The following is a 22,080-nucleotide window of genomic DNA, read 5'->3' on the forward strand; positions in this document are numbered from 1 at the left end:
GGCATTCGAGGGAGCAACATGTTTCGTCACACAGACCATCTGCAGTTCGACGTCAAGCCGGAGAAGCCCGATCCCGTCTACGCCCGCAAGCTCCAGGAGCTGATCGGCGGTGCGTACGGCGAGATGACCGTGACCATGCAGTACCTGTTCCAGGGCTGGAATTGTCGAATGCCCGGCAAGTACAAGGACATGATCATGGACGTCGCCACCGAGGAGATCGGGCACGTCGAAATGATCGCCACCATGGTGGCGCGTCTCCTCGAAGGCGCACCTGCCACGGAGTCGACCAAGAACGCCGCCGCCGACCCGGTGGTCGCAGCCGTACTCGGCGGCATGGATCCGCAACAGGCCATCGTCTCCGGTGGCGGGGCGACTCTCTCCGACAGCAACGGTGTGCCGTGGAACGGTCGGTTCATCATCGCCAGCGGTAACCTCCTCGCCGACTTCCAGGCCAACGTCGCCGCCGAAGCGCAGGGCAGGGTCCAGACCGCCCGGTTGTACAACATGACGGACGATCCGGGCGTCAAGGACATGCTCCGGTTCAACCTCGCCCGCGACACCTACCACCAGAACCTGTGGCTCGCCGCCATCGAGGAACTGAAGGCCGACGGCATCGAACCCGGACCGATCGCACCGAACGCACTGTTCGACGAGGAGCACTCCGAGCACGCGTCCAGCCTGTGGCACCTGTCCGACGGCGCCGCCGCCGATCAGGGTCGCTGGGCGCACGGCACCGGCCCCGACGGCACGACACCCATGTCGTTCCTCGCCGACCCGGTCCCGCTGGGCGACGTGGCGAGCGCACCGCCGCCGGACCCCAAGCTGTACGCGACCTACGACGGGTCGCAGGGCAAGCCCCGTTCTGCCGCAATGGGAACGGAGAAGGGACTCGTGGGCAAGGTGAAGGACGCTCTCGACCCCGACACCCCCTGATCCATCCTCGAGGCGACCGCCCCGGCTCCCCGCGAGCCGGGGCGGTTGCGCGTGAAAGTACCTTCCCTGCGGTTTGTTTCGTTACCGGATTGTTTTGTGCCGTAGGGAAGCGGGAAGGCTTCACACATGAGCACCAACATCTTCGTCCTCGGACTCACCGACATCCAGCGCAAGGAACTGGAGACCGTACGCGGCGCCGACCAGCTGAGCTTCCACGGCCTCCTCGACTACGAAACACTGGTGGAGCCCGACGAATACGTGTTCGACGATCTTCTCGACGCCTGCCGGCGCGAACTCGACGACTTCCCCGGCAGCGTGGACGGGATCATCGCCCACTGGGACTTCCCCACCAGCGTGCTCGCTCCGATCCTCGCCGCCGAACGGAACATCCCCTCGCCGTCGCTGCGCAGCATCGTGGCCACCGAGCACAAGTACTGGAGCCGCCTCGCGCAGAAGGAATCGGTTCCCGAGTGCGTCCCGCAGTTCAACTCGTTCGATCCCTTCGACGACAACGCCCTCGACAGCATCGACCTCGAATTCCCCTTCTGGGTCAAGCCCGTGAAGTCGCATTCGTCGCAGCTCGGATTCGAGATCCACAACGAGCAGGAGTTCGCCGACGCCCTCGTCGAGATCCGCGAGAAGATCGGACTTGTCGGTAACGCCTTCGACGAGGTCCTGCGCCGCGTCGACCTCCCCGAGGAGATCGGGAAGAGCTCGGGCACCACCTGCCTCGCCGAGCAGGTTGTCAGCGGTATCCAAGCCGCCCCCGAGGGCACGATGTTCCAGGGGCAGTTCAACGTCCACGGTGTCTTCGACATGCGCAAGGACGCCGCCGGGCACAGCTTCGAACGTCTCGACTACCCGGCGAGCACCGTGCCCGAGGAGGTTCAGGCACGCATGATCGACATCACCGAGCGCTACCTGCGCCACGTCGGCTTCGACAACGGCTGCTTCAACTCGGAGTTCATGTGGGACGAAGAGAACGACAAGCTCTGGCTGATCGAGGTCAACACACGGATCTCCCAGTCGCACAGCGAATTGTTCGCCAAGGTCGACGGCAGCTCCAACCACGAGGTGGCCATCGACATCGCCCTCGGCCGGCAGCCCCGGATGCCGCATCGCCAGGGCGAATACGCCGTGGCGGCGAAGTGCATCATCCCGCACTACGAGGACGGCATCGTGACCTCGGTGCCCTCGGACGCCGACGTCGCCCGTCTCCGCGAACGGATCCCCGGTGCCCTGGTGTGCATCGACGTCGCTCCCGGTGACCGGCTCGCCGATCTGCCCAACCAGGACGCCTACCGCTACGAACTGGGCACGATGTACATCGGCGCCGACAGTGTCGAACAGCTCGAGCAGCGCTATCGCGAAGGCCTGAAGGCACTTCCGTTCGCCTTCGATCCGGCGCCCGAGGACTAGGAGGAGCACTACATGCGCACGATCACAGACCTCCCCCATGAGGTCCGTGTCATCGAGAACGTCTTCATCACGATGCGCGACGGCGTTCGGCTCGCGGCGCGGATCTGGCTGCCCGTCGACGCCGAAGCACATCCGGTACCTGCTGTGCTGGAATACATTCCGTATCGGAAGCGGGATTCCACGCGCGGACGTGACGCGCTGAACCATCCCTACATGGCCGGCCACGGTTACGCCTGCGTGCGGGTGGACATGCGTGGCAGCGGCGATTCCGACGGCGTGCTGCGCGACGAGTACCTTGCCGACGAGCACGACGACGCCTGCGAGGTCATCGAATGGATTGCGGCGCAGCCGTGGTGCGACGGTTCGGTCGGCATGATGGGCATCTCGTGGGGTGGCTTCAACAGCCTGCAGGTCGCGGCACGCCGGCCGCCCGCCCTGACGGCCATCGTCAGTGCTTCCGCGACCGAGGATCTGTACGTCGACAACATGCACTACATGGGTGGATGTCTGTTGTCCGACAACCTGTCCGAAGCGACGGTGATGTTCGCCTTCAACAGCCTGCCTCCCGATCCCGCCATCGTCGGCGACCGCTGGCGCGAGATGTGGCACGAGCGTCTCGAGGGCAGCGGCCTGTGGATCGAGAAGTGGCTCGAACACCAGCACCGCGACGGCTACTGGAAGCGCGCCTCCGTCAACGAGGACTACTCCTCCGTGCAGTGCCCGGTCCTCGCCGTGGGCGGCTGGGCCGACGGCTACACCAACGCCATCTTCCGGCTGATGGAACATCTCGACGTGCCCCGCAAGGGACTGATCGGACCGTGGGGCCACAAGTACCCGCATCTGGGGGTCCCCGGCCCGGAGATCGGATTCCTGCAGGAGGTCGTGCGGTGGTGGGACCATTGGCTCAAGGGCGTCGACACCGGGGTGATGGACGAACCGATGGTGCGTGCCTGGATGCAGGACTCCATCGCGCCGAACCCGTCCTATTCCGAACGCCCGGGTCGCTGGGTGGCCGAACCGTCGTGGCCGTCGCCGAACATCGAGAACCGTCGCTACACCTTCGACCGATACGCGCTGCATCCCGACGACGACGGCACCCTCACCGTCGACGAACGGCCCCTCGCTCTGCAATCCCCCTTGAGTGTCGGCATGTTCGCCGGCAAATGGGCGTCCTACGCCGCGACTCCCGACCTGCCGTCGGACCAACGCGAGGAGGACGGCGGTGCGCTCGTCTTCGAGACCGAGGCACTCGACACGACGACGGAGGTCCTCGGCCGACCCGAACTGGAACTCGAGGTCTCGTCCGACAGGCCGGTGGCGATGCTCGCCGCGCGGTTGTCCGACGTCGCGCCCAACGGTGAGGCGACACGCGTGACCTACGGGCTGCTCAATCTGACGCACCGCGACAGCAGCGAGAAGCCGGAAGCCCTCGAGCCGGGACGGCGCTACCGTATCCGGATCGAGCTCAACGGCATGGCGCACGTCTTCCCGGCAGGGCATCGTCTGCGGCTCTCACTGTCCACCTCCTACTTCCCACTGGCGTGGCCGTCGCCGACACCCGCCGAGGTCACGGTGTACACCGGCGGTGGGCTGCATCTGCCGGTGCGCCCGCCCCGACCCGAGGACGCGCACCTGCGCGAGTTCGGCGAACCGGAGGCCGCCCCGGAACTCGGCATCACCCTGCTGAAGCCGGGTGAACACCACTGGCGGACCACCCGCGACCTCGCGACCGGTGTGTCGACCCTCGACATCCTCGACGACCAGGGGTCGTTCCGGATCGACGAGACCGGCACGGTCATCCGGCGTCGCACCCAGGAGTGGTTCAGTTTCGGAGGCAACGATCCCAACTCGGTCCGTGGTGAGACGCAGACCCTGCGCCGCTACGAGCGGGACGACTGGCGCACCGAGGTCCGTACCCGCACGATCCTCACGTCCACCCCGGAGGAGTTCGTGATCAACGCGGAGCTCGACGCCTTCGAGCTCGACGACGACCACGGAGATCGACGGGTCCACTCGGAGAGCTGGCAGCGCCGGATCCCGCGTGACCTGGTCTGACGGAATCACGATGGAAGCCCACCCCGCGACGTGGCGGGGTGGGCTTCCTGCGTTCTGTGCGAACGGTGTTCAGGCGCTTCTGCGCGAATCACTGCTTACGTCGAAGTGCTCGTCGTACCATCCCTGCGCCTCGTCGAGCACCTCTCGGGCGAGCCGGGCATGGGGCCGGACGTCGACGAGCAGCGGCTCGTGGCCGGGACCGCGCCCGACCATCCGGCCCGTGAGGATCCATACGAACCGCCCGTCCTCGTCGCCGGACCCGACGCACGTACAGACACGGCGGGCGACCCAGTCCTTGACGGGCCGCCGCCACCACGGCTCCGGAGCGAGGGTGGTGGCGACGAGCCCCGGCAGGGTCACGTTCGCCTCGTGGTCGCGGCTCGGCCCGTCCTCGGCGTCCGCCGCCGGGCCCTTCGAATACCTCAGGTAGAGCAGCGGATCCGTCGCCACGTCGGCGAGCTGGTCGAGTGAGGTGATCAGCGGGATGTCATCGGGGTCGGGATGGAAACTTCGGACGGACGTGTTCACCTTCGACTCCTCCTGCAGATCCCAGGCGAATTCGAAGGGTTCCCTGCTCCCCGGCCGTGAAACCCCGCACCGCGGTCGGTCAGTAGGCGCCGTCGCTCGCGAGCACCGCCCGCACCGTCTTCACAACGATGAGCAGATCCTGCACCATCGACCAGTTCGCCACGTAGAACAGGTCGAGGCGGATGCGATCGGCCTCGGACAGATCGGACCTGCCGGAGACCTGCCACAAGCCCGTCATGCCGGGACGCACCAGGATGCGGCGCGGAACGAAGCCCGGGATCTTCTCGCCCTCACCGACCGCGAGGGGACGCGGCCCCACGAGACTCATGTCGCGGGCGAGGACGTTGAACAACTGCGGCAGTTCGTCGATGCTCGTGCGGCGGATGAACCGGCCCACCGGAGTGATCCGCGGGTCGCGGGCGGACTTGTAGAAGGTCGCGTCCTCCTGACCGGTTTGCGCGCGGACCGTATCGACCATCCGGTCGGCATCGACGACCATGGACCGGAACTTCCACATCCGGAAGACGGTGCCGCCCAGGCCGACGCGTTCCTGCCGGTAGAAGACGGGGCCGCCGTCCTGAAGCTTGATCAGCGCGGCGACCACGAACATGGCCGGCGCCGCGATCGTGAGGGCGAGGACCGCGCACACGAGGTCGAAGGTCGTCTTGGCGATCCGGTGCGACCCGCGGTACTGCGGCTCCTCGACGTGCACGAACGGCAGACCGCCCACGGGGTGCATCGACAGTCGCGGCAGGGCTATGTCGGTGACGCCGGGAGCCACCACGAGATCGACGCGATACGGCTCGAGTTCCCACGCGAGCTCGCCGATATCTCCGTTGCCCCAATGGGTTCCGGCAGCGATCGCGACGGTGTCGGCCCCGGAGAGCTTGACGGCGTTGATCACGTCGGTCTCCGCACCGAGTACCGGGATCTCCTGACCGGCGACGGTGATGGTGCGCCCGCTCTCCCCCGTGTATCCGGTGGTGCACACACCGACGACGCGGTATCCGGCCGAGGTGTCGCGGACGAACGATCCGACCATCGCGTCCACCGCGCGTTCGGAGCCGACGACGAGCACCGAGGTCCGGAACTCACCCCGTACGCGACGTCGTTCGATCGAACGACGGCACCAGCGGCGTCCGAGCGGCAGGACGACCAGGCCGACCGGCATGGCCAGCAACAGGTAGACCCGGATCGTGTCGAGGTCGGTGGCGAACGAGTCGACGAGGAACGAGGCGATCGCGAGCAGACCGAAGGTCTGCAGGGTCGCCCTCGTGACGAGCCGGTACTCCTCCTCGCCACTGCCCACGATCGGCTTCTTGCGAGTTCCGTTGAGCGCCAGAATCGCAAGCCACAGGCCGGCCACCACGATCGCCGAGGCGAGTCCCCGGGTCACCGAGGACCCCGGGTCGACCGGTCCACCGATCATCGTCCCGGCCCCCTGCGCCAGGACGACGGTCGTGACGACGATCGTCGTGTCGGTGATCGCCAGCGACCGGAGATAGGTGCGCTGCCATTGTCTGCGCGGGACACTTCCGTGGCCATCGCTCGTGTCGTGGGTCGGCGCGCTGCGACGCGCCAACTCGGGTCCGATCCCCATGCTTCTCCTGCTTGCCTACTCCACGCGAAGTGGCCCCGACAGCCAGATGAACGATTCGGTGATTATGTCCGTTTTTTCCACAGAACGCGAATCCTGTTCCAGTGCAACGGATCACAGTGACGTGGGTGATTCCACCCCTGAAGCGAAGAAGCTACGCGTAACTCGAATTACTTGTGCGCGTAGTTACTTCAGCAAAGAACACATTCATGAAGCGGCGACGAACGCAGCTCGGTCGGCGGCAGTGAGCCATGACGATCCCCCATCGAACCCCATCAACCCCATCAGCAGGCTCCCGACCCGGGAGAAAGGTACAACAGGGACGAACCGGCGACAAGAGTTCGTCTACTCGTCGGTAGTATGACGTGAGTCACGCCGTTCCGATCCCCTCCCCGACCCAGTCGCGGATGCGCTGCCGGAAGTTCTCCGAGGACAGCGCGGCGACGGCCTCGTTACGCCCCTTCGGCACACCGTCGATCGCGGCGATGCACTCGGCGACCGCCTCCATCCTGTCCTCGCGGAAACACAACCCGTCGACCCCCTCGGCAACCGTCTCACCAGCACCTCCGAGCGCGTTGACGACCACACGCGCCCCTGCCGCGCGCGCCTCGACGGGCATGATCCCGAAGTCCTCCACCGCAGGAAAGACGTAGACGTGGGCCTGCTGGTAGAGCGCGTAGAGCAGGGCGTCCGACGGCCGAGCGAGCACGTGGACCGGCACAGTCGCCTCGTCGGCGAGCTGCCGCAGTCGGCCCTCCTCCGGCCCGGATCCCGCGATCACCGCCGGCACCCCGGCGAGGTCGGCTGCCCGGATCACCCAATCCAGTCGCTTGTACGGTACGAACCTCGACGCCCCCAGCACGAAGGTCTCCGGAAGTCCCTCCAGCAGGGCGGATTCGGCTGCGGACAGTTCGTCACGCCAGTCGGGCACCGACGAGATGCGGGCCGTCTCGACGGGAGGGAAGATCACACGCGCCTCGACATCCCAGGCCCGCTCGATGCGACGACGCACGAAATCGCTGTTCGCGGCGAAGTGTGCACCCTCCCGCGCGCGACGCCGATCGAGGGCCCGCAACGGAGGTGCCGCGCACCGCACCGCGAGCGAGGCACCCCGATCGTCGAGCTCCGGATTCCACAGGTAGCGCGCCGGAGTGTGTACGTAGACGAACTTCTCGAACCCGCTCGGTGCGCCCCGGAAGGTCACGTGGTGGGCGAAACAATGCGAGCTGACCAGGGCGAAGTCGTACGAACCGGGTCGGCGACGCCAGACGTACGGCATGGCCGACAATGCCAGCGCCTTGCTCCTGCGCAGAGGTGTGCGCGCCAGACCGCTCTCGTGCACCGTCCGCCCCGGATACCGGTCGGCGTCGTCCCACAGGCACAGCACGTCGGCCTCGGGAAAGGTGCGGACGAACTCGTCGAGAACCTTCTCCGAACCTCCGTCGCGCGCGATCCATTCGTGCACCAAGATTCCAGGCACAGCCATCCCTCCGAAGACCCCGAGCCGATCGGGAGGGTACTTTATGACCTTGCCGGCGCCGAGAGGTAACGGGTCGGCACAATCCATCGATACGAATGCGTCCGAACGACAAGAAGATTCAGGGTCCGAGACGGGGTCGGGAAATCACCCCCTCTTTCACCCCCTCGACAGTGGAGGTCACGGAGTGGATGTGCGACACGCGTCGTGGTTCGGCGATCCCGCGTCCCCTCTCCTCGGCCACGTCCACCTTCCCACCGACCGCCGCGCACGCGGCGCGGTGGTGCTGTGCCCGCCCCTCGGCAAGGAACACCTCGACACCTATCGGGGGATCAAGGCGCTCGCCGAGCAACTCGCCGAGCGCGGCCTGGCGGCGTTGCGCTTCGACTACGCGGGCACCGGAGACTCCGCCGGCGATCAGGACTCACCCGACGCGGTCGCGGCGTGGCAGCGAAGTGTCGTCACCGCGGTGGAGACGGCCCGCGCGAGCGGCGCCGAGCACATCACCGTCGTGGGACTGCGCGCCGGCGCACTGATCGCGGCGACGGCCCTGCCGGAGTGCGGGCCGGTCGATGCCGTCGTGCTGTGGGATCCGATCGTCTCGGGCCGAGCGATGCTGCGCGAACAACGCGCTCTCTACCGGCTCGCCCTCGGTGCCGACGATCCCGACGACCCCCGTGTGTCGATCGTCGGCGGCGTTCTCGCCCCCGAGGCCGCCGACGCCCTCGGCGCTCTGAAGATCGATCCGCGGTCGCTGACCGGCACACGGACCCTGCTCGCGACCCGACCCACGGCCCGCGAGACCGCCGCGGTGTCGGCGCTCGCCACTGCACTCGGCGGTGACGAGATCTCCCTCGAGGCCCACGAATCCTTCGTCACCCCCAGCACACTGCATTCCGCGATCCCCACCGAGCAGCTGATCCGGATCGCCGACCGAGTCGCTGCGGGCACGCCCGCGGCGACGCGCGATGTCCACTTCCCCGGGCGCAAGCGCGCGGTCGTCGCGACCACCGACTCGGGGCTCCCGATCCACGAGAGCGTCGAGTATCTCGGTCCGAACGAGATGTTCGCGCTGCGTACGCACGGTGTCGGCACCGAGGGGTTCGGCGCACCGCGCCCGTCCGCCCCGACGGTGCTGTTCTTCGGCACTGCCTACGAGCACCGGCTCGGCCCGAGTCGTCTCTGGGTCGAGCTCGCGCGCGAGTTCGCCGCGCACGGGATCTCCACGATCCGGTTCGACCGGACCGGGGTCGGCGATACCGGCACGGCGCACGGGGCGACCCCCACACCGCTGTACTCCGACGACTCCGACCGCGACGCTCTCGATGCTGTCGCCGCGCTCGGCGTCGATCCTCAGGACCTCGTGGTGATCGGGTTGTGTTCGGGTGCGTGGTACTCGTCGTGGGTCGCCCTCCGGGGTGCAGCGCACTCCGCCGTGCTCGTAAACGTGATCCTGTGGTGCACCCACCGCCGGAAGTCGTTGCGTGCAGACCTCGGTCCGAACGCGCCCGACGTTCCGGCGATCGCAGCTCCGGTGGAACCGCAGACGGTCTCCCTACGTGCCCGCATCAAGCCGTGGGCGCAGAAGTACCTGCCCTATCCGTTGTGGCTGCTGCTCGGCCGACTCGGAGTGACCCAGGTTCCCGAGGTGGGGTTGGAGGCACTGCGTCGCGCGGGTGTGTCGACCACGGTCGTGTTGTCCGCCGAGGACCATCGATGGTTCCTGTCCCAGCGCGGCGAGGAAGGACTTCGCCGCCTGCGCCGGCGTGGCTTCACCGGCGACATCCTCACCAGCGAGGTCGGTGAGCACAGCGGTCGGCAGCGGGACGGCCGCGAGTTCCTCCGCACGGCGATCACCTCGACCGTGCTCTCCCGATTCGGCTCCCACACCTCGGATCCCACTGCAGGCGAGTACGTCTCATGACCCCCCTGTTGCTGCTCGCCGTTCCCGCCGTGCTCGCGTCGGGAGTGTTGCTCTGGCGGCGACCCCAACGCGGGTTGCTGGCGATCGCCGCGCTCACTCCGTTCCACGGTCTGCTCGCGATCGTCCCCGGCGGTGAATCGTTGTCGCCGTGGAAGGAGGGGTTGTTGCTCCTCACCCTCGCCGCGACCTTCGTCAGCCCGTACCGACGCCGGTTGCCGGCACCGTCCTGTCCGTGGTGGCCGGCCGTGGTCGCGTGGGTGGCGATCGGAGTCCTGTCGGCGCTGCTCGTCTCGGGACTCGCCGGCATCATCGCCATCAAGATCACCTACTTCTATCTCGTCATCCCGGTGATCCTGTGGCGGGCGCCGTTCGACGCCCGCGACCGCGACCACCTGGTGTCGATCCTCATGGGCACCACGGCCGTCACCGCCGTCGTCGGACTCGCGCAACAGGTGATCGGTGGTGAACGACTCGCCGAACTCGGTTACCGCTGGGACGAGCATCTGCGCATCAGCGGCGGAATCCTGCGCAGTTTCAGCACGTTCACGACCCCCTTCGCCTTCGGTCTGTTCGTGATGATCGGACTGATCGTAGGGTGCTCGGTCTCCTTCGCCGATCCGCACCGGCTCCGCAACACGCTGTTCCTGTGTGCGACACCGGTCATGGTGCTCGGCATGGGTGTGACGATCGTGCGTGCCAGCTACATCGGTCTTGCCGTCGCACTGCTGTGGCTGGCGGTCCACCGCTACCGCGCCCTGTTCCTCGGCTTCGGCGCCGCCGCGGCACTCGCACCGCTCGTCCTCTTCGCCGTGCCGAGTTCGATTCTCGCTCCGCTGTTCTCCTCGTCGAGTCTCGGTGAACGCGGGGACGGCTGGTCGCAGACCCTGTCGTCGCTATGGGTGCACCCCTTCGGTCAGGGTCTCGGCGCGACCGGCTCGGCTGCCGCCGACACGGTGGCGCAGAGCAACCCGATGCTGTCGGAACTGTCGTACACGGCGGCCGTGCAGTTCGGGTACATGCCCTATCAGCCCGACAACTACTACATGAAGCTCGCCGTGGAACTCGGCCCGATCGGCGTGTGGTTGTTCGTCCTCGTACTCGTGTGCGCCGCGGTCTCGACGCTGCGTGCATCGCGGGTTCTGAGCGGACAGGACGCCGCACTCGCACTCGGAGTGAGTGGCACGATCGTCGCGGCGGCGGTCGCCTCCACGGTGGCGACCTATCTCGAGATCTTCCCTCTCGACGTCTATTTCTGGTTACTGTTAGGAACTGTCGGATGCGCACTGACGCAACACTGGTCACCTCCCCGAAGCTCGCTCACCGCATCGGATTCGGCGCCCTCGCACTCCGTCCGTCCGGCAGCGGAGTCCAGACCTACGTCCGCGAGCTGCTGACCGCGCTCGATTCCCTGCTCTCCTCGGCGGCGCTGCGCGCGACCGTGCAGTGCGACGCCACCGGCGAACTGCCCCCTCGCGTGACCCCGTCGGTGCGGCCGGTCGCCGACGGGGTTCGGCGGATGCTGCACGCCAAGGTGCCCGTCCGCGGGGTCGACCTGTTCCACAGTCTCGACGTCGATCTGCCCGTCCTGTGTTCCGGTGTCACCGTCTCGACGTTCCACGACCTCGCCGTCTTCGACACCCCGTGGGCATTCAGCAGGCACCGGGCCGCCGGTGAGCGAGCACTGTTGCGCGATGCCATGCGACGGGCCGACGTGCTCGTCGCGGTCTCGAACTTCACCGCCGAACGTCTCCACGCGTTGTGCGGACGCGACGCCGTGGTCACCCCGCTCGCACCCGCCGCGTGGGCGAAACCTCCCATCCCGGAGGAGGTGCGGGACATCCGCAGGGCCTACCGGCTGCCCGAACGGTTCGTCCTGCAGGTCGGCACCGTCGAACCCCGCAAGGACGTCGCGCTCGTCGCCGACGCGTGCCGCATCCTCGACGTCCCGCTGGTGCTGGCCGGAGCCGGATCCACCGGACCCCACGCACCGCCCGGTTCGATCGGTCTCGGTTACGTTCCCACCGCGCACCTCCCGGCGCTGTACGCCGAGGCGACCGCCGTCGCATACGCCTCGCGCTACGAGGGCTTCGGGCTGCCGCCGCTCGAGGCGATGGCGTGCGGCGGGGCGGTGGTGACGAGCGCCGTCGGTGCACTGCCCGACGTCGTCGACGACGGAGCCCTTCTCGTCACCGAACACACCGTGACGTCGTGGACCGCCGCCCTGCGCGTCGTCGTCCACGACCGCGACACCGCGGAGACGCTGCGCACCCGAGGACGCGAGGTCGCCGCGACGTCGACATGGACGCGCACCGCCGAGCTCACACGCGAGGCCTACCGCACCGCGGGCCTGAGAATCTGACGAGGTCGTTGCGTGGGTAGACATTCGCTGGCCGACCGGATGGCCGAAACCGTCGTGATGGAGCGGATCGTCGCTGCCCACGACCCCGGTGGCACCCTCCACGAACCGCAGACACCCGAACTCGACGGGCGGGCCGCGCGACGCAACACCGTCGTGATGCTCGGCAGCCGGCTGGCCGTCGCCTCGATGGGCTGGGCCGGGTCGATGATCGTCGCCCGCGCACTGGCACCGGACGACTTCGGCAAGTTCTCCTTCGTCTTCGGCCTGCTCGGGTTGCTGTCCGTCGTCACCGATCTCGGTGTGGGCCGAGTGGTGCTCGCCAAGCTCGTCGAGTGCAATCCGTGGGAGGTCTCCTACGTCACCACCGCGTTCATCGCGTTGCGCGGTGTACTCGGTCTGCTCGGGTACGCGCTGGCCGTCGGATATGTGGTGGTCCTCGGATACTCGTCCGATGTCGTCTGGGCGACGGTGGTCGCCGGTCTCGTCGTGGTGATCGCGACGCCCAACAACGCCCTGTCGGTGATGTATCAGAGTCGCCTGCGCATGGCGTCGGTCGCGATCGCCGAGACCTTCGGCCAGCTCGCGCAACTGATCGCGACCATCGCCGCAGTGCTGTGGAATCCGGTGCTGCTCGTGCTCGTCGTGCCGGCGGTGATCAACGAGATCGTCGGCGCGGGCATCCTCGTGCGCGGCGTGCGGGCGGGCAGGGCCGGACCTCTGCCCGCCGCGCGCGCCCAGTTGTGGCGGTGGCGCGAGATGCTCGTCGAGGCCGTCCCCCTCAGCATCGGTTTCGCCCTGCTCACCCTGCTGTCGAAGATCGACGTGCTGATGCTCGGGCGCATCGACACCTTCGACTCGGTGGGGCTCTACACCGTCGGATACAAGTTCGCCGACCTGCTGTCGATGGTGTCGTCGACCGTCGTGGGACCGGTGACCACGCTGCTGGTCGCGACCTGGCCGGCGCAGAGCGAGATGTTCCGGCAGCGCACACGGGAGGCGGCGATGCTTCTCGCGGTGTTGGGCGCGACCGCCACCGCGGTCTTCTGGTCGTCGGCGGACGGCGTGCTGTCCCTCCTCTACGGCGAGCGATTCGCCGAAGCGGCCGACGCGTCGCGCATGCTGGTGCTCGGTAGCGCTCTGTCGATGCTCACCGAACTCGGTCTCATGGTGCTCATCGCGACCGGACGCCACCGGGTCTACCCGTGGGTGGCGCTGGCCGCACTCGCCGGGAACATCGGGGCGAACCTCGTCCTCATCCCCCGCATGTCGTTCGACGGGGCGGCGCTGGCGACGGTGTTCACCGAGGCCGCGATGCTTGTCGCGATCTGGATCGTCGTCGCACGAACCGTCCGGATCGGGGGCCTGTTCCCCTTCACCCAGACCGTCGCGATCGCGATGCTGGGTGTTGCGGTGGCCGTGTGGATGTCGCTTCTCGCGGAGCGCTACGATCTTCCCTGGCCCGTCACCGCTGTCCTCTCGGCTGTCTGTGTTCTGGCCGGAACCCATGTCCTTCCCATCACCGGCGGGCTCGGCCTCGTCGGTCTCGTCAAGTCCCGTTGAGGTTGCAGTGTCCCTTTCGCGGTCGATGCCGCGTCGCGTGTCGCGGTCCATGCCGCTCCGCGCCGTTCTCACCCTTGTCGGTGTGTTTGCTCTGTCGTGTACCCAGAGCACCGAGCCACGCGACTGCCGAACCGATCTGACCGCCGACAGTCTCGGGGTCGCGACGGGAGCCGGCCTCGACTCCCTCGACTCCGCCGACCTCGACGCGTACATGTCGACGGTCGCCGACAGCGGTGCCGGCTGGATCCGGTTCGACATGGACTGGTCGACCATCGAACCCGCGCGCGGCCGCTTCGACTGGAGGGGCACCGACCGGGTCGTCGCCGCGGCCGACGCACACGACCTGCAGGTGCTGGGCCTGCTCACTCACACTCCGCGCTGGGCGCGGACGTCGGAGGCCGACCCCGGCGACCCGCACGGGATGCCCGCCGACCCCGGCGAATTCGGTCGCTTCGCAGGCGACGTCGCCGATCGCTACTCCGACAGCGTCACGCACTGGGAGATCTGGAACGAGCCGAACCTGACGGCCTTCTTCACCCCGCAACCCGACGTCGGCGCGTACGCCGACCTGCTCGTGGCGGCGTCGGACGCGATCCGCAACGTCGACCCCGGGGCGGTGGTGGTCACCGGTGGCCTGTCCCCCGGCACCGACAACGGATCGGACATCGCCCCGACGACTTTCCTCACCGAGTTGTACGACCAGGGCGTGTCGTCGGCCTTCGACGTCGTGGGCATGCACCCCTACAGCTATCCCGCTCTGCCGTCCGATGCGTCGACGTCCGACTGGAACTCCTTCTACCGCATGCGCGAGATGCGCACCGTCATGGTCGAGCGGGGGGACTCCGACAAGCCCATCTGGGCAACGGAGTTCGGGGCGCCGACGGGCACGGACACCGACGCGGTGGGGCCCACGGAGCAGGCCGACATCCTGCGCGACGGGATCACCGAGCAACGCGCATTGGGATTCGTCGACAAGCTGTTCGTCTACAGCCTCTTCGACCGGGGCACCGAGGTGGCCGATCGCGAGCAGAACTTCGGGATCCTCGCGCACGACGGGGCACTCAAACCGGCCTGGGACGTGCTGCGCACGGCCGCGGTCACTCCGGGTTGCCTCTGATCAGCAGCGGTTCGAGGTGAGGGCGTCGCGCGCCGCCAGGCGCAGGGGACGGACGAGGTCGGCTCCGAGATCTGCGGCGCGGAGGGTCCACCGGTGGTGCGGTCGCGAGGTGGGGACGGCGACGATCCGCCCGACCCGGTATTCACCGTTCGCCCACTGCTCCTTGAATTCCGTTGTGCCGAGCAGGTAGTCGAAGCGGTCGATGCCCAGTTCGTCGTGCCGGTCGGCGAGGTGGCGCTGCAGCAACTGGCCGGGCTGGTAGCGACGCACCTCGGGATGGAAGCGGCTCAACCACATCTCGGCCGTGGTCCCGGTGCGGAACATGATCTCGTGGGCCGTCCATCGGTCGCCGACGAGCAGGCCCACGACGAGCAACCGGCCGGCACGGGCCTCGGCCTCGAGCAGCGGCCGGGTGAACGCGACGAACGGCGGTGCACAGAAGTTGTCGCGTCCGCTGTGTTCGTCGGCGGCCGCGGCCACGGCGGTGATGTCGGGCCACCTGTGCGCGAGATGGTCCGGATCGCGCACCACTTCGACGGAGACCGGGGTGCCTTCGCGTTCCAGCGAGCGTTCGAGGCGGGACAGCGTCTTCAGCGTGCGGCGACCACGCAACGATTCGGCGCCGGCACCGTCAGCGACATCGACGGTCAGGCACCGTTCGGTGCCGGCGATATCGACGCTCCAGCGAGACGAGGCCTGCAGCATCTCCACGAGAGGATCGGTGAGATCGACGTGGTCGAGCTGCAGTGCCATGTTCCGGTCGGCGATACCGTCGAGCAGATCGGCGAGCGCGGCCTCGCCGGTCGCGAGGAAGGTTCCTATCGTGGCGAGGCCGTGGGCCGGCAGCCGTAGGGCGGTGACCCCGAGCCGGGTACGGGCGTGCAGGGGTGCGAGTCCGACGAGGCGCCCGCCGCGCCGGACGGTGCACACGGCCGATCGACCGCGTCCCATCCGATTCCAGGCCAGTGTGTAGGAGGGGCGGGTCGCGACGCGCCCACCCGCCTCATGGGCGAGGTCGTCCCATTCCGCGGAGAGCCGAACGGCCGAGTCTTCGTCGTGGATCTCGAAACTCACGGTGCGCATGCACCGGAACCTTCGGTCCACAAATCCCGCATCTTCCGGCCCCCTGCTCGTTAGAGTGAATTCGCGGCGTCGGTCTGCCGCTCGCTCCACCGAAAGAATCGCAGGTCGGCGGCGCAGCGTTACGACCGATGCCTGAATTGTCCGGATTCTACACCAGGAGAGTCGATGGGTCGTCTCGCACGTGCTGCACTGGCCACAGCCCTCTCGTGCTCCCTCGCCGCACTCGCAGCGTGCGCCCCACCGCCCCAACCGCCTCCCCCGACGACCTGCGCGACCGACGACATCGGTATCGCGGCCGGCGCACCGCTGATGTATCTGTCGGACTCCGAACTCGACCGTGAACTCGACGCGATCCGCGCGGTCGGCGCCCGGTGGCTGCGCGTGGACATCGACTGGTCGGTGATCGAACCGAACCGCGGGCAACAGAACTGGTCGGTGCCCGACCGTGTGGTGGACCGCGCCCGTACCCGCGGACTCGAGGTGGTCGGCATCATCGCGTACACCCCCACTTGGGCACGCGTCGCGGGTGGCGGCGACACGCACGGATATCCCGCCGACCCGGCGGCGTTCGCCGCCTTCTCGCGTCAGGTCGCACAGCGCTATTCGACCCGCGTGAACCATTGGGAGATCTGGAACGAACCGAACCTGACCAGTTTCTTCCGGCCCCGGGCCGACGTCGGGAAGTATGTCGAACTGCTCGCCGCCGCGGCACCGGCGATCAAGTCGGTGCAACCCGGCGCGCGCATACTCAACGGCGGCCTCGCCCCCGCCGTGGACGACGGCACCAACATCTCCCCCGTCACCTACGTGCAGCAGCTCTACGCGCGCGGCGCACACCAGTACTTCGACATCCTGTCGGTCCACCCCTACAGCTATCCGGCGCTGCCGTCCGATGCGAGTACGCAGAGCTGGAACACCTTCTACCGCATGCGCCTGATGCGCGACACGATGGTGCAGTACGGCGACGCCGCGACACCGGTGTGGGCCACCGAGTTCGGCGCCCCCACCGGAACCGACTCGAACGCGGTGAGCACGCAACTCCAGGCCGACATCATCGCCGACGGCATTGCGGAGGCCCGCCGACTCGGCTGGGTGCAGAAGGTGTTCGTCTACTCGATGCGCGACCGCGGGACGAACCAAGCCGATGTGGAGCAGAACTTCGGGCTGCTCTACCAGAACTTCTCGGCCAAACCCTCACGCGCCGTGGTCGCTTCGGCCGCCTCGGGATGCGCTGCCGCGAACGGCACACTCGAGTCCACGAACACCCCGGCCGACGCGGTGTGGTGACAGCGGTGCGCTGACGGTCAGGCGCCGAGCGCGTCGGTGACCCCGTCGAGGATCCGCTCGAGGATCGGCCCCGACGTCGCGAAGTTGATGCGCAGGAAGTTGCGTGCCCCCGACCCGAACCGCACCCCGCCGTCGGCGAGGACACGTCCCCGATCGCGGACGACCGACACCGGATCATCGATGCCGAGGGGTCCGGTGTTCAACCATGTCAGGTAGGTGCCCTGCGGCAGATGGTGCCGCAGGGACGGGATCCGTTCGCGCAGAACCTCGTCCACCCGCCGACGATTCCGGGCGAGGACCTGCAGCAGGTCGCGCTGCCACGCGTCGCCCTCGCGCCACGCGGCGAGCGTGGCGATCACTCCCGGAACCGACACCGTCCCGTACAGGTCGAACGGCTCCGCGTCCCGGCGCTCGAGCAGTGTTCCTGAGCCGTAGTGCACCACCGCGCACCGCATCCCTGCGAGGTTGAACGCCTTGCTGGCGGAAGTGAGCGTCACCGTGCGGGCAGCGGTCTCCGGTCCGAGCGACGCGAACGGGATGTGCCGGTGCGGCTCGTAGATCAGCTCGGCATGGATCTCGTCGCTGACGACAAGCATGTCGAACCGTTCGGCGAGATCGGCGATCCGCTCGAGTTCCTCACGCGTGAGCACCCGCCCGGTGGGGTTGTGCGGGTTGACGAGCACCAGTACCCGCGGACGACGCCGTGCCACCAACGGCTCGAACGCATCGAAGTCGAGCACCCACCCGTCGCCCCGGTCGACGAACGGAAAGTCGATCTGCTGCAGACCCATCCGTCGCAGCGACGCCAGGAACGGCGGGTAGTTCGGTGTCTGGATCGCCACCGCATCGCCGCGCGTGGTGCTCAGGTGCAGCACGAGCTGCAATGCCTGGATGAGATCCGTCTGCTCGCGGACGGCACCGGGATCGGGTTCCCATCCGTAACGCGTGCGCATGCGTTGCGCGAACTCCTCACGCAGCGGCGTGCCGTGGAACCAGTCGGGATAACCGAGATCGCTACGCTCGACCAGCTCGTGCAGCGTATGCGCGATCGGCGGTGCGACCGGGAAGTCCATGTCGGCGACCCATGCGGGGGCCAGCCCGTCGGTGGCCGCCCGTGCCCACTTGGCACCGGACCGCGCCGACAGGGCGTCGAAGTCGAGGTCGTCGAACCCGGGCACCCCAGGACCGCCGACCGAGAGGCGCTCGTCGCTGGTCATGTGGATGAGAATCGCACGGTTCGCGGCGCTCCGCGCGCCGAAGTCAGGCGGCGGGTCGCTGGCCCGTGACGAAGAAGATAAGCCGATCCGCGACGTCGACGGCCTGGTCGCCGAACCGCCCGTAGAAACGCGCGAGGAGTGCGGTGTCGACCGCGGTCCGGATGTCGCCGTCCCATTCGGGACTCTCGAGCAGGGAGAGCAGTCGCGAATGCACCGCATCGAGTTCGGTCTCGATGGCGTGCGTGCCCTTGATCGTGTCGAGGTCGAAGTCGGTGAACGCGTCGCGCAGAATCGCGACGATCTGCGCCGCAAGATCGGCCATCCGGCGAAGATCGTCGCGCAGGAGGTCGGATACCAGCGACTCGGGATGGCGACGACGTACGACCCGCGCGATGTGCAGGCTCAGTTCGCCCATCCTGGTGAGATCGCCCGTAATGCGCACGGCGGAGAACACCAACCGCAGGTCGGCGGCCACGGGACCCTGTAGGGCGAGGATTCGCACCGCTCGCTCGGAACAGTCGGTGTCGAGTTCGGCGATCCGTGCGTCGAGATCGAGGGCGGCCTGGGCTGCGTCGAGGTCGGTGTCGAACAACGCGCGAGTGGCCAGGTCGAGCCCTTCGGCCGCGACCGCTGCGAGCTCACCGAGGCGTCCGACCAGGTCGTCGAGCTGTCCTCGGAACAACTCCCTCATGTCTCGCTCCCTTCGTCGACCGGTTCACGGCACGTGTACCCGACCGGTCCTCGTTGCAGTCCCCGGGAGGAGCCTAACGACGCGCGTCGACGACGCGCTCTGCGGCGACGTTCTCGGAGGACGATACAGAGCCCGCGACGTCGTCCATGCGGGCGAGATGAGCCTTGATCCATTCGGTGCTTCCCGGCGTCGCGGTGCTGTGCTGCGGGGTGCCGGCAATGCAGATAGACAAATTGTTTTCCTCGTCGTGACGCCGATGTGCTCGGCTGCGCAGGTCACACCCATCCCCTGGAGTGACCGCCATCACTATAGCCTGTCGGCGCCGAGCTTCAACTCGGGCGAAAACCTGATCAGTAGCGCGACGTCTCCCGAGGTTCGCCGTAACCGTTCTGCTCGGGATAGCCGTGCCCGTCCCGGTAGCCCTGCTGGTCGGCGTATCCGTAGTCGTATCCCTCGTCGTAGCGGTACTGCTGATAGGCCCGATCCTCGGGCGGGACGAACAGCGACTCCGGCTGGGACGACACAGGCTGTGACAACACCGGCTGGGACGACACAGGCTGGGACGACACAGGCTGCGGGGCCCGGTGACGGTCGTCGGGCACCGGTCGCGGTGCAGGTGCAGGTACAGGCTGGGGTGTGGCAACAGGGACGGGAGCCGGGGGTTCGGGAGCCGCCTCCACGGCTGCTTCGCGGCGCCGAGCCGGAAGCACGGGCACCAATTCTCGTCCGGCACCGAGCACGACGAGACGCGTGGGCACCTCGATCTCGGCCAAGGCGCGCAGCGTGTCCTCCGCCTGCGCTCGCTCCTCGGCACCGGCCTGCAGCACGATCACGGCGAGCGCGAGCCCCTCGGTCTTCGCGCGGGTCCACCACTGTTCCCCGATCCCGCAGCACACGATCCGGTCGCGGGCATCGCCGAACGCATCGGCTTCGACGGTCACGCCCTCCCCTGTGAGAAGGAGGATGTGGTCACCGAGCGAGGCGCGCTGCCCGAGCATGACGATCGTGTCGAGCGGAAGCGTCTGCCGGTCGTCGCGCTCGATCTGCACGGCCGTCCGGTGGCGACGCGCGACCCGCCGGGCCCACGCCGCACTGTTCGACGCGCCGAAGCGCCCGTTCAGAGCGACCAGCAACTCCGCGACGAGGACGAACACTGCGAGGAAGGCGACCGCGGCCTCGGCACGCGGCATCGGGGACACCTTCGTCCCGGTGCCGGCGGGCATCGACAGCACCTGGAGGTATTCGAGGCTTGCACCCGAGCGTGCCTGCCGGAGCTGCTCGAGCCGCGCATCGAGTTCGGCCTGCACCACCGGATCGGCTGTGCCCTCCGCGTTGCCCTCCTCGTCGGCCGCGATACTCGCGGCGAGGTCGGCGCGCAGACCGGCAACGACCGCGTCCAGTTCGGCGATGCGCGCGTCGAGGGCGACGCGATTGCGTTCGGTCTGCGCGCGGTCGAGCTGTGTGACGACCGTTTGTGCGAGCCGGTCGGCGTCGGCCTGCGAGTCGTCGCGGGCTGTCACGGTGAGCAGAGTGGGCGACGAGCCGTAGCCGACGTCGATCCTCGACGGCAGCTTCGCGGGATCCTCGTTGGTCTCGGCTGCGATTGCGGCCACGACCGCCGAGTCCTGCGACAGCGCCACGTACGGGGCGATGAGCTGCCCGAGGGTCGCGTCGTTGCCGGACACCGAGGCCGACGAGCGGATCTCTGCGACGAGCGACGACTCGTACACCCCGGGACCGCTGTCGCGGACGAAGAAGACCGCGACCGCGGCGAGCGCGGCGACGAGTGCGGCGGGCACGGCCACGCGAGCGAGATCGCGGGCATGCCCCACGAGATCGACGGTGGGAGGAACACCGAGCTCACGACGCAGTTCGGCGTCGCGGATGCTTCGTTCGGACACGATGCACAGGCCTTTCGCTGTCGCCCCGGGGAGTGGGCACGTCGCCATTGTGTCGCGGCGAATCGGGCAAATGTTACCGACCCGTACGTCCGTCAGCTGCCGAGCAGCCAGCGCGGACGGGACCACATCTGCCAGGTCTCGGCGACGCGCGCTCCGGCTGCGAGGTAGAGCGGGGTGACACGCGGCCTGGTGAGTCCGCACATCGCGACCGGACCTCGCTGCGCGTGCGTGTGGGCGGCGCCGGCCCGGATCAGCCGGTTCGCGTATCCGCGACGTTGCCGGCCGGTCCGGGTTCCGAGCGACCACACCGTCCGGATCGGCCCGCTGTCGACGAGCAGGGTGCAGGACTGCAGAGCCGCAGCCCGGCCGTCTGCATCCTCGTCGTCCGAATCCCGGTCGCCGACATCTTCGTCGTCGAAGATCCCGATCACCTCGACGCCGGAGGTGCGGGCGACGACGTCGGCGTAGGCGACCGCGGCGGTCCCGGGCGCGATCCCGAAGGTCGCGGCGGCGAGTTCGCGGGCATGCAGCATGTCGGCCTCGCCGAGAACCCGAAAACCCGGATCGACGGGAGCATCGTGGGCGACGAGGTAGGTCAGGTCCAGCGAACCCGCACACACCCAGCCGCGGTCGCCGAGGACCTGGGCGGCACCGAGGCCGTCACCTGCCAGCAGGACGATCGACGGATGACCGGCCTCCGTCAGCGTTTCGTAGACATGGTCGGCGTGGGCGGTCACGTCGCCGCCGTGGACGAGGGCGAGGTTGTAGTCGGGGTCGGGGGCCGCGGTGATACCGATCCACCAGCCGTCGCCCTCGGACCAGTGACCTCCGGACGTCAGCGGCCGCATGCTCGCGCCGTAGGCACGTCGCAGTTGCGTCGACGATGCGAGACCCGTCGCGATCGAGGCGGCGTCCACCCCTTCTCCTTCCCT

Annotated in this window: 18 protein-coding genes; 9 read left to right on the plus strand and 9 right to left on the minus strand. The window is 68.2% G+C overall.

All coding sequences use genetic code 11. The annotated features are described in order from the left end of the window. Positions 1 to 18 precede the first annotated feature (18 nt). From LPH33_RS20515 to LPH33_RS20525, 3 genes are all read left to right on the plus strand, one after another. Positions 19 to 933 (plus strand): manganese catalase family protein, encoded by a 915-nt coding sequence (locus LPH33_RS20515; protein ID WP_016696193.1) that lies wholly within the window; start codon positions 19 to 21, stop codon positions 931 to 933. A 126-nt stretch (positions 934 to 1,059) separates the two neighbouring features. After that, positions 1,060 to 2,352 (plus strand): ATP-grasp domain-containing protein, encoded by a 1,293-nt coding sequence (locus tag LPH33_RS20520; protein ID WP_088897924.1) that lies wholly within the window; start codon positions 1,060 to 1,062, stop codon positions 2,350 to 2,352. 12 nt (positions 2,353 to 2,364) lie between these two features. Further along, positions 2,365 to 4,407, plus strand: coding sequence for a CocE/NonD family hydrolase (locus LPH33_RS20525; protein ID WP_229565714.1), 2,043 nt, complete (start codon positions 2,365 to 2,367; stop codon positions 4,405 to 4,407). 69 nt (positions 4,408 to 4,476) lie between these two features. Here LPH33_RS20525 and LPH33_RS20530 read toward each other — a convergent pair whose 3' ends face one another. From LPH33_RS20530 to LPH33_RS20540, 3 genes are all read right to left on the minus strand, one after another. Continuing rightward, positions 4,477 to 4,935 (minus strand): DUF6098 family protein, encoded by a 459-nt coding sequence (locus LPH33_RS20530; RefSeq protein ID WP_016696196.1) that lies wholly within the window; start codon positions 4,933 to 4,935, stop codon positions 4,477 to 4,479. A 79-nt stretch (positions 4,936 to 5,014) separates the two neighbouring features. Further along, positions 5,015 to 6,535, minus strand: a complete 1,521-nt coding sequence (locus LPH33_RS20535) for a sugar transferase (protein ID WP_229565716.1) — start codon at positions 6,533 to 6,535, stop codon at positions 5,015 to 5,017. Positions 6,536 to 6,902: 367 nt separating this feature from the next. Continuing rightward, positions 6,903 to 8,018 carry a glycosyltransferase gene (locus LPH33_RS20540; RefSeq protein WP_229565717.1) on the minus strand — a complete coding sequence of 372 codons (1,116 nt, stop codon included), beginning with the start codon at positions 8,016 to 8,018 and terminating at the stop codon, positions 6,903 to 6,905. A gap of 178 nt (positions 8,019 to 8,196) precedes the next feature. Here LPH33_RS20540 and LPH33_RS20545 point away from each other — a divergent pair, with 178 nt between their 5' ends. From LPH33_RS20545 to LPH33_RS20565, 5 genes are all read left to right on the plus strand, one after another. Then, a complete protein-coding gene (locus tag LPH33_RS20545; RefSeq protein WP_229565719.1) occupies positions 8,197 to 9,933 on the plus strand; it encodes an alpha/beta fold hydrolase in 1,737 nt (578 codons plus the stop codon). After that, positions 9,930 to 11,327, plus strand: a complete 1,398-nt coding sequence (locus LPH33_RS20550) for an O-antigen ligase family protein (RefSeq protein WP_160874056.1) — start codon at positions 9,930 to 9,932, stop codon at positions 11,325 to 11,327. The genes LPH33_RS20545 and LPH33_RS20550 overlap by 4 nt, the downstream gene beginning before the upstream one ends. After that, positions 11,210 to 12,292 (plus strand): glycosyltransferase family 4 protein, encoded by a 1,083-nt coding sequence (locus tag LPH33_RS20555; RefSeq protein ID WP_229565721.1) that lies wholly within the window; start codon positions 11,210 to 11,212, stop codon positions 12,290 to 12,292. The genes LPH33_RS20550 and LPH33_RS20555 overlap by 118 nt, the downstream gene beginning before the upstream one ends. A 12-nt stretch (positions 12,293 to 12,304) precedes the next feature. Next, entirely contained in the window at positions 12,305 to 13,852 is a 1,548-nt protein-coding gene (locus LPH33_RS20560) for a flippase (RefSeq protein ID WP_229565723.1), read from the plus strand. Between the two features lie 82 nt (positions 13,853 to 13,934). Continuing rightward, positions 13,935 to 14,969, plus strand: coding sequence for a cellulase family glycosylhydrolase (locus LPH33_RS20565; RefSeq protein WP_229565724.1), 1,035 nt, complete (start codon positions 13,935 to 13,937; stop codon positions 14,967 to 14,969). Here LPH33_RS20565 and LPH33_RS20570 read toward each other — a convergent pair whose 3' ends face one another. Next, positions 14,970 to 16,052, minus strand: coding sequence for a GNAT family N-acetyltransferase (locus LPH33_RS20570; protein WP_229565725.1), 1,083 nt, complete (start codon positions 16,050 to 16,052; stop codon positions 14,970 to 14,972). A 165-nt stretch (positions 16,053 to 16,217) separates the two neighbouring features. On the opposite strand from LPH33_RS20570, the gene LPH33_RS20575 reads away from it, so the two are divergent. Then, positions 16,218 to 17,339 carry a GH39 family glycosyl hydrolase gene (locus tag LPH33_RS20575; RefSeq protein ID WP_229565726.1) on the plus strand — a complete coding sequence of 374 codons (1,122 nt, stop codon included), beginning with the start codon at positions 16,218 to 16,220 and terminating at the stop codon, positions 17,337 to 17,339. A 17-nt stretch (positions 17,340 to 17,356) separates the two neighbouring features. Here LPH33_RS20575 and LPH33_RS20580 read toward each other — a convergent pair whose 3' ends face one another. From LPH33_RS20580 to LPH33_RS20600, 5 genes are all read right to left on the minus strand, one after another. Next, positions 17,357 to 18,556, minus strand: a complete 1,200-nt coding sequence (locus tag LPH33_RS20580) for a MalY/PatB family protein (RefSeq protein WP_229565727.1) — start codon at positions 18,554 to 18,556, stop codon at positions 17,357 to 17,359. 43 nt (positions 18,557 to 18,599) lie between these two features. After that, the gene (locus LPH33_RS20585; protein ID WP_088897914.1) at positions 18,600 to 19,247 is read right to left on the minus strand and encodes a phosphate signaling complex PhoU family protein; all 648 of its coding nucleotides are present in this window, start codon (positions 19,245 to 19,247) and stop codon (positions 18,600 to 18,602) included. 73 nt (positions 19,248 to 19,320) lie between these two features. Then, positions 19,321 to 19,479 (minus strand): hypothetical protein, encoded by a 159-nt coding sequence (locus tag LPH33_RS20590; RefSeq protein WP_229565728.1) that lies wholly within the window; start codon positions 19,477 to 19,479, stop codon positions 19,321 to 19,323. Positions 19,480 to 19,597: 118 nt separating this feature from the next. Beyond that, positions 19,598 to 21,148, minus strand: coding sequence for a hypothetical protein (locus LPH33_RS20595; protein ID WP_229565729.1), 1,551 nt, complete (start codon positions 21,146 to 21,148; stop codon positions 19,598 to 19,600). A gap of 92 nt (positions 21,149 to 21,240) precedes the next feature. Continuing rightward, positions 21,241 to 22,065: an N-acetyltransferase gene (locus tag LPH33_RS20600; protein WP_088897912.1), complete on the minus strand. Its 825-nt coding sequence runs from the start codon at positions 22,063 to 22,065 to the stop codon at positions 21,241 to 21,243. Positions 22,066 to 22,080 lie beyond the last annotated feature (15 nt).

Origin of the sequence: Rhodococcus sp. RDE2 (assembly GCF_020885655.1) — a bacterium.
Taxonomy (GTDB): Bacteria; Actinomycetota; Actinomycetes; order Mycobacteriales; family Mycobacteriaceae; genus Rhodococcus; species Rhodococcus pyridinivorans.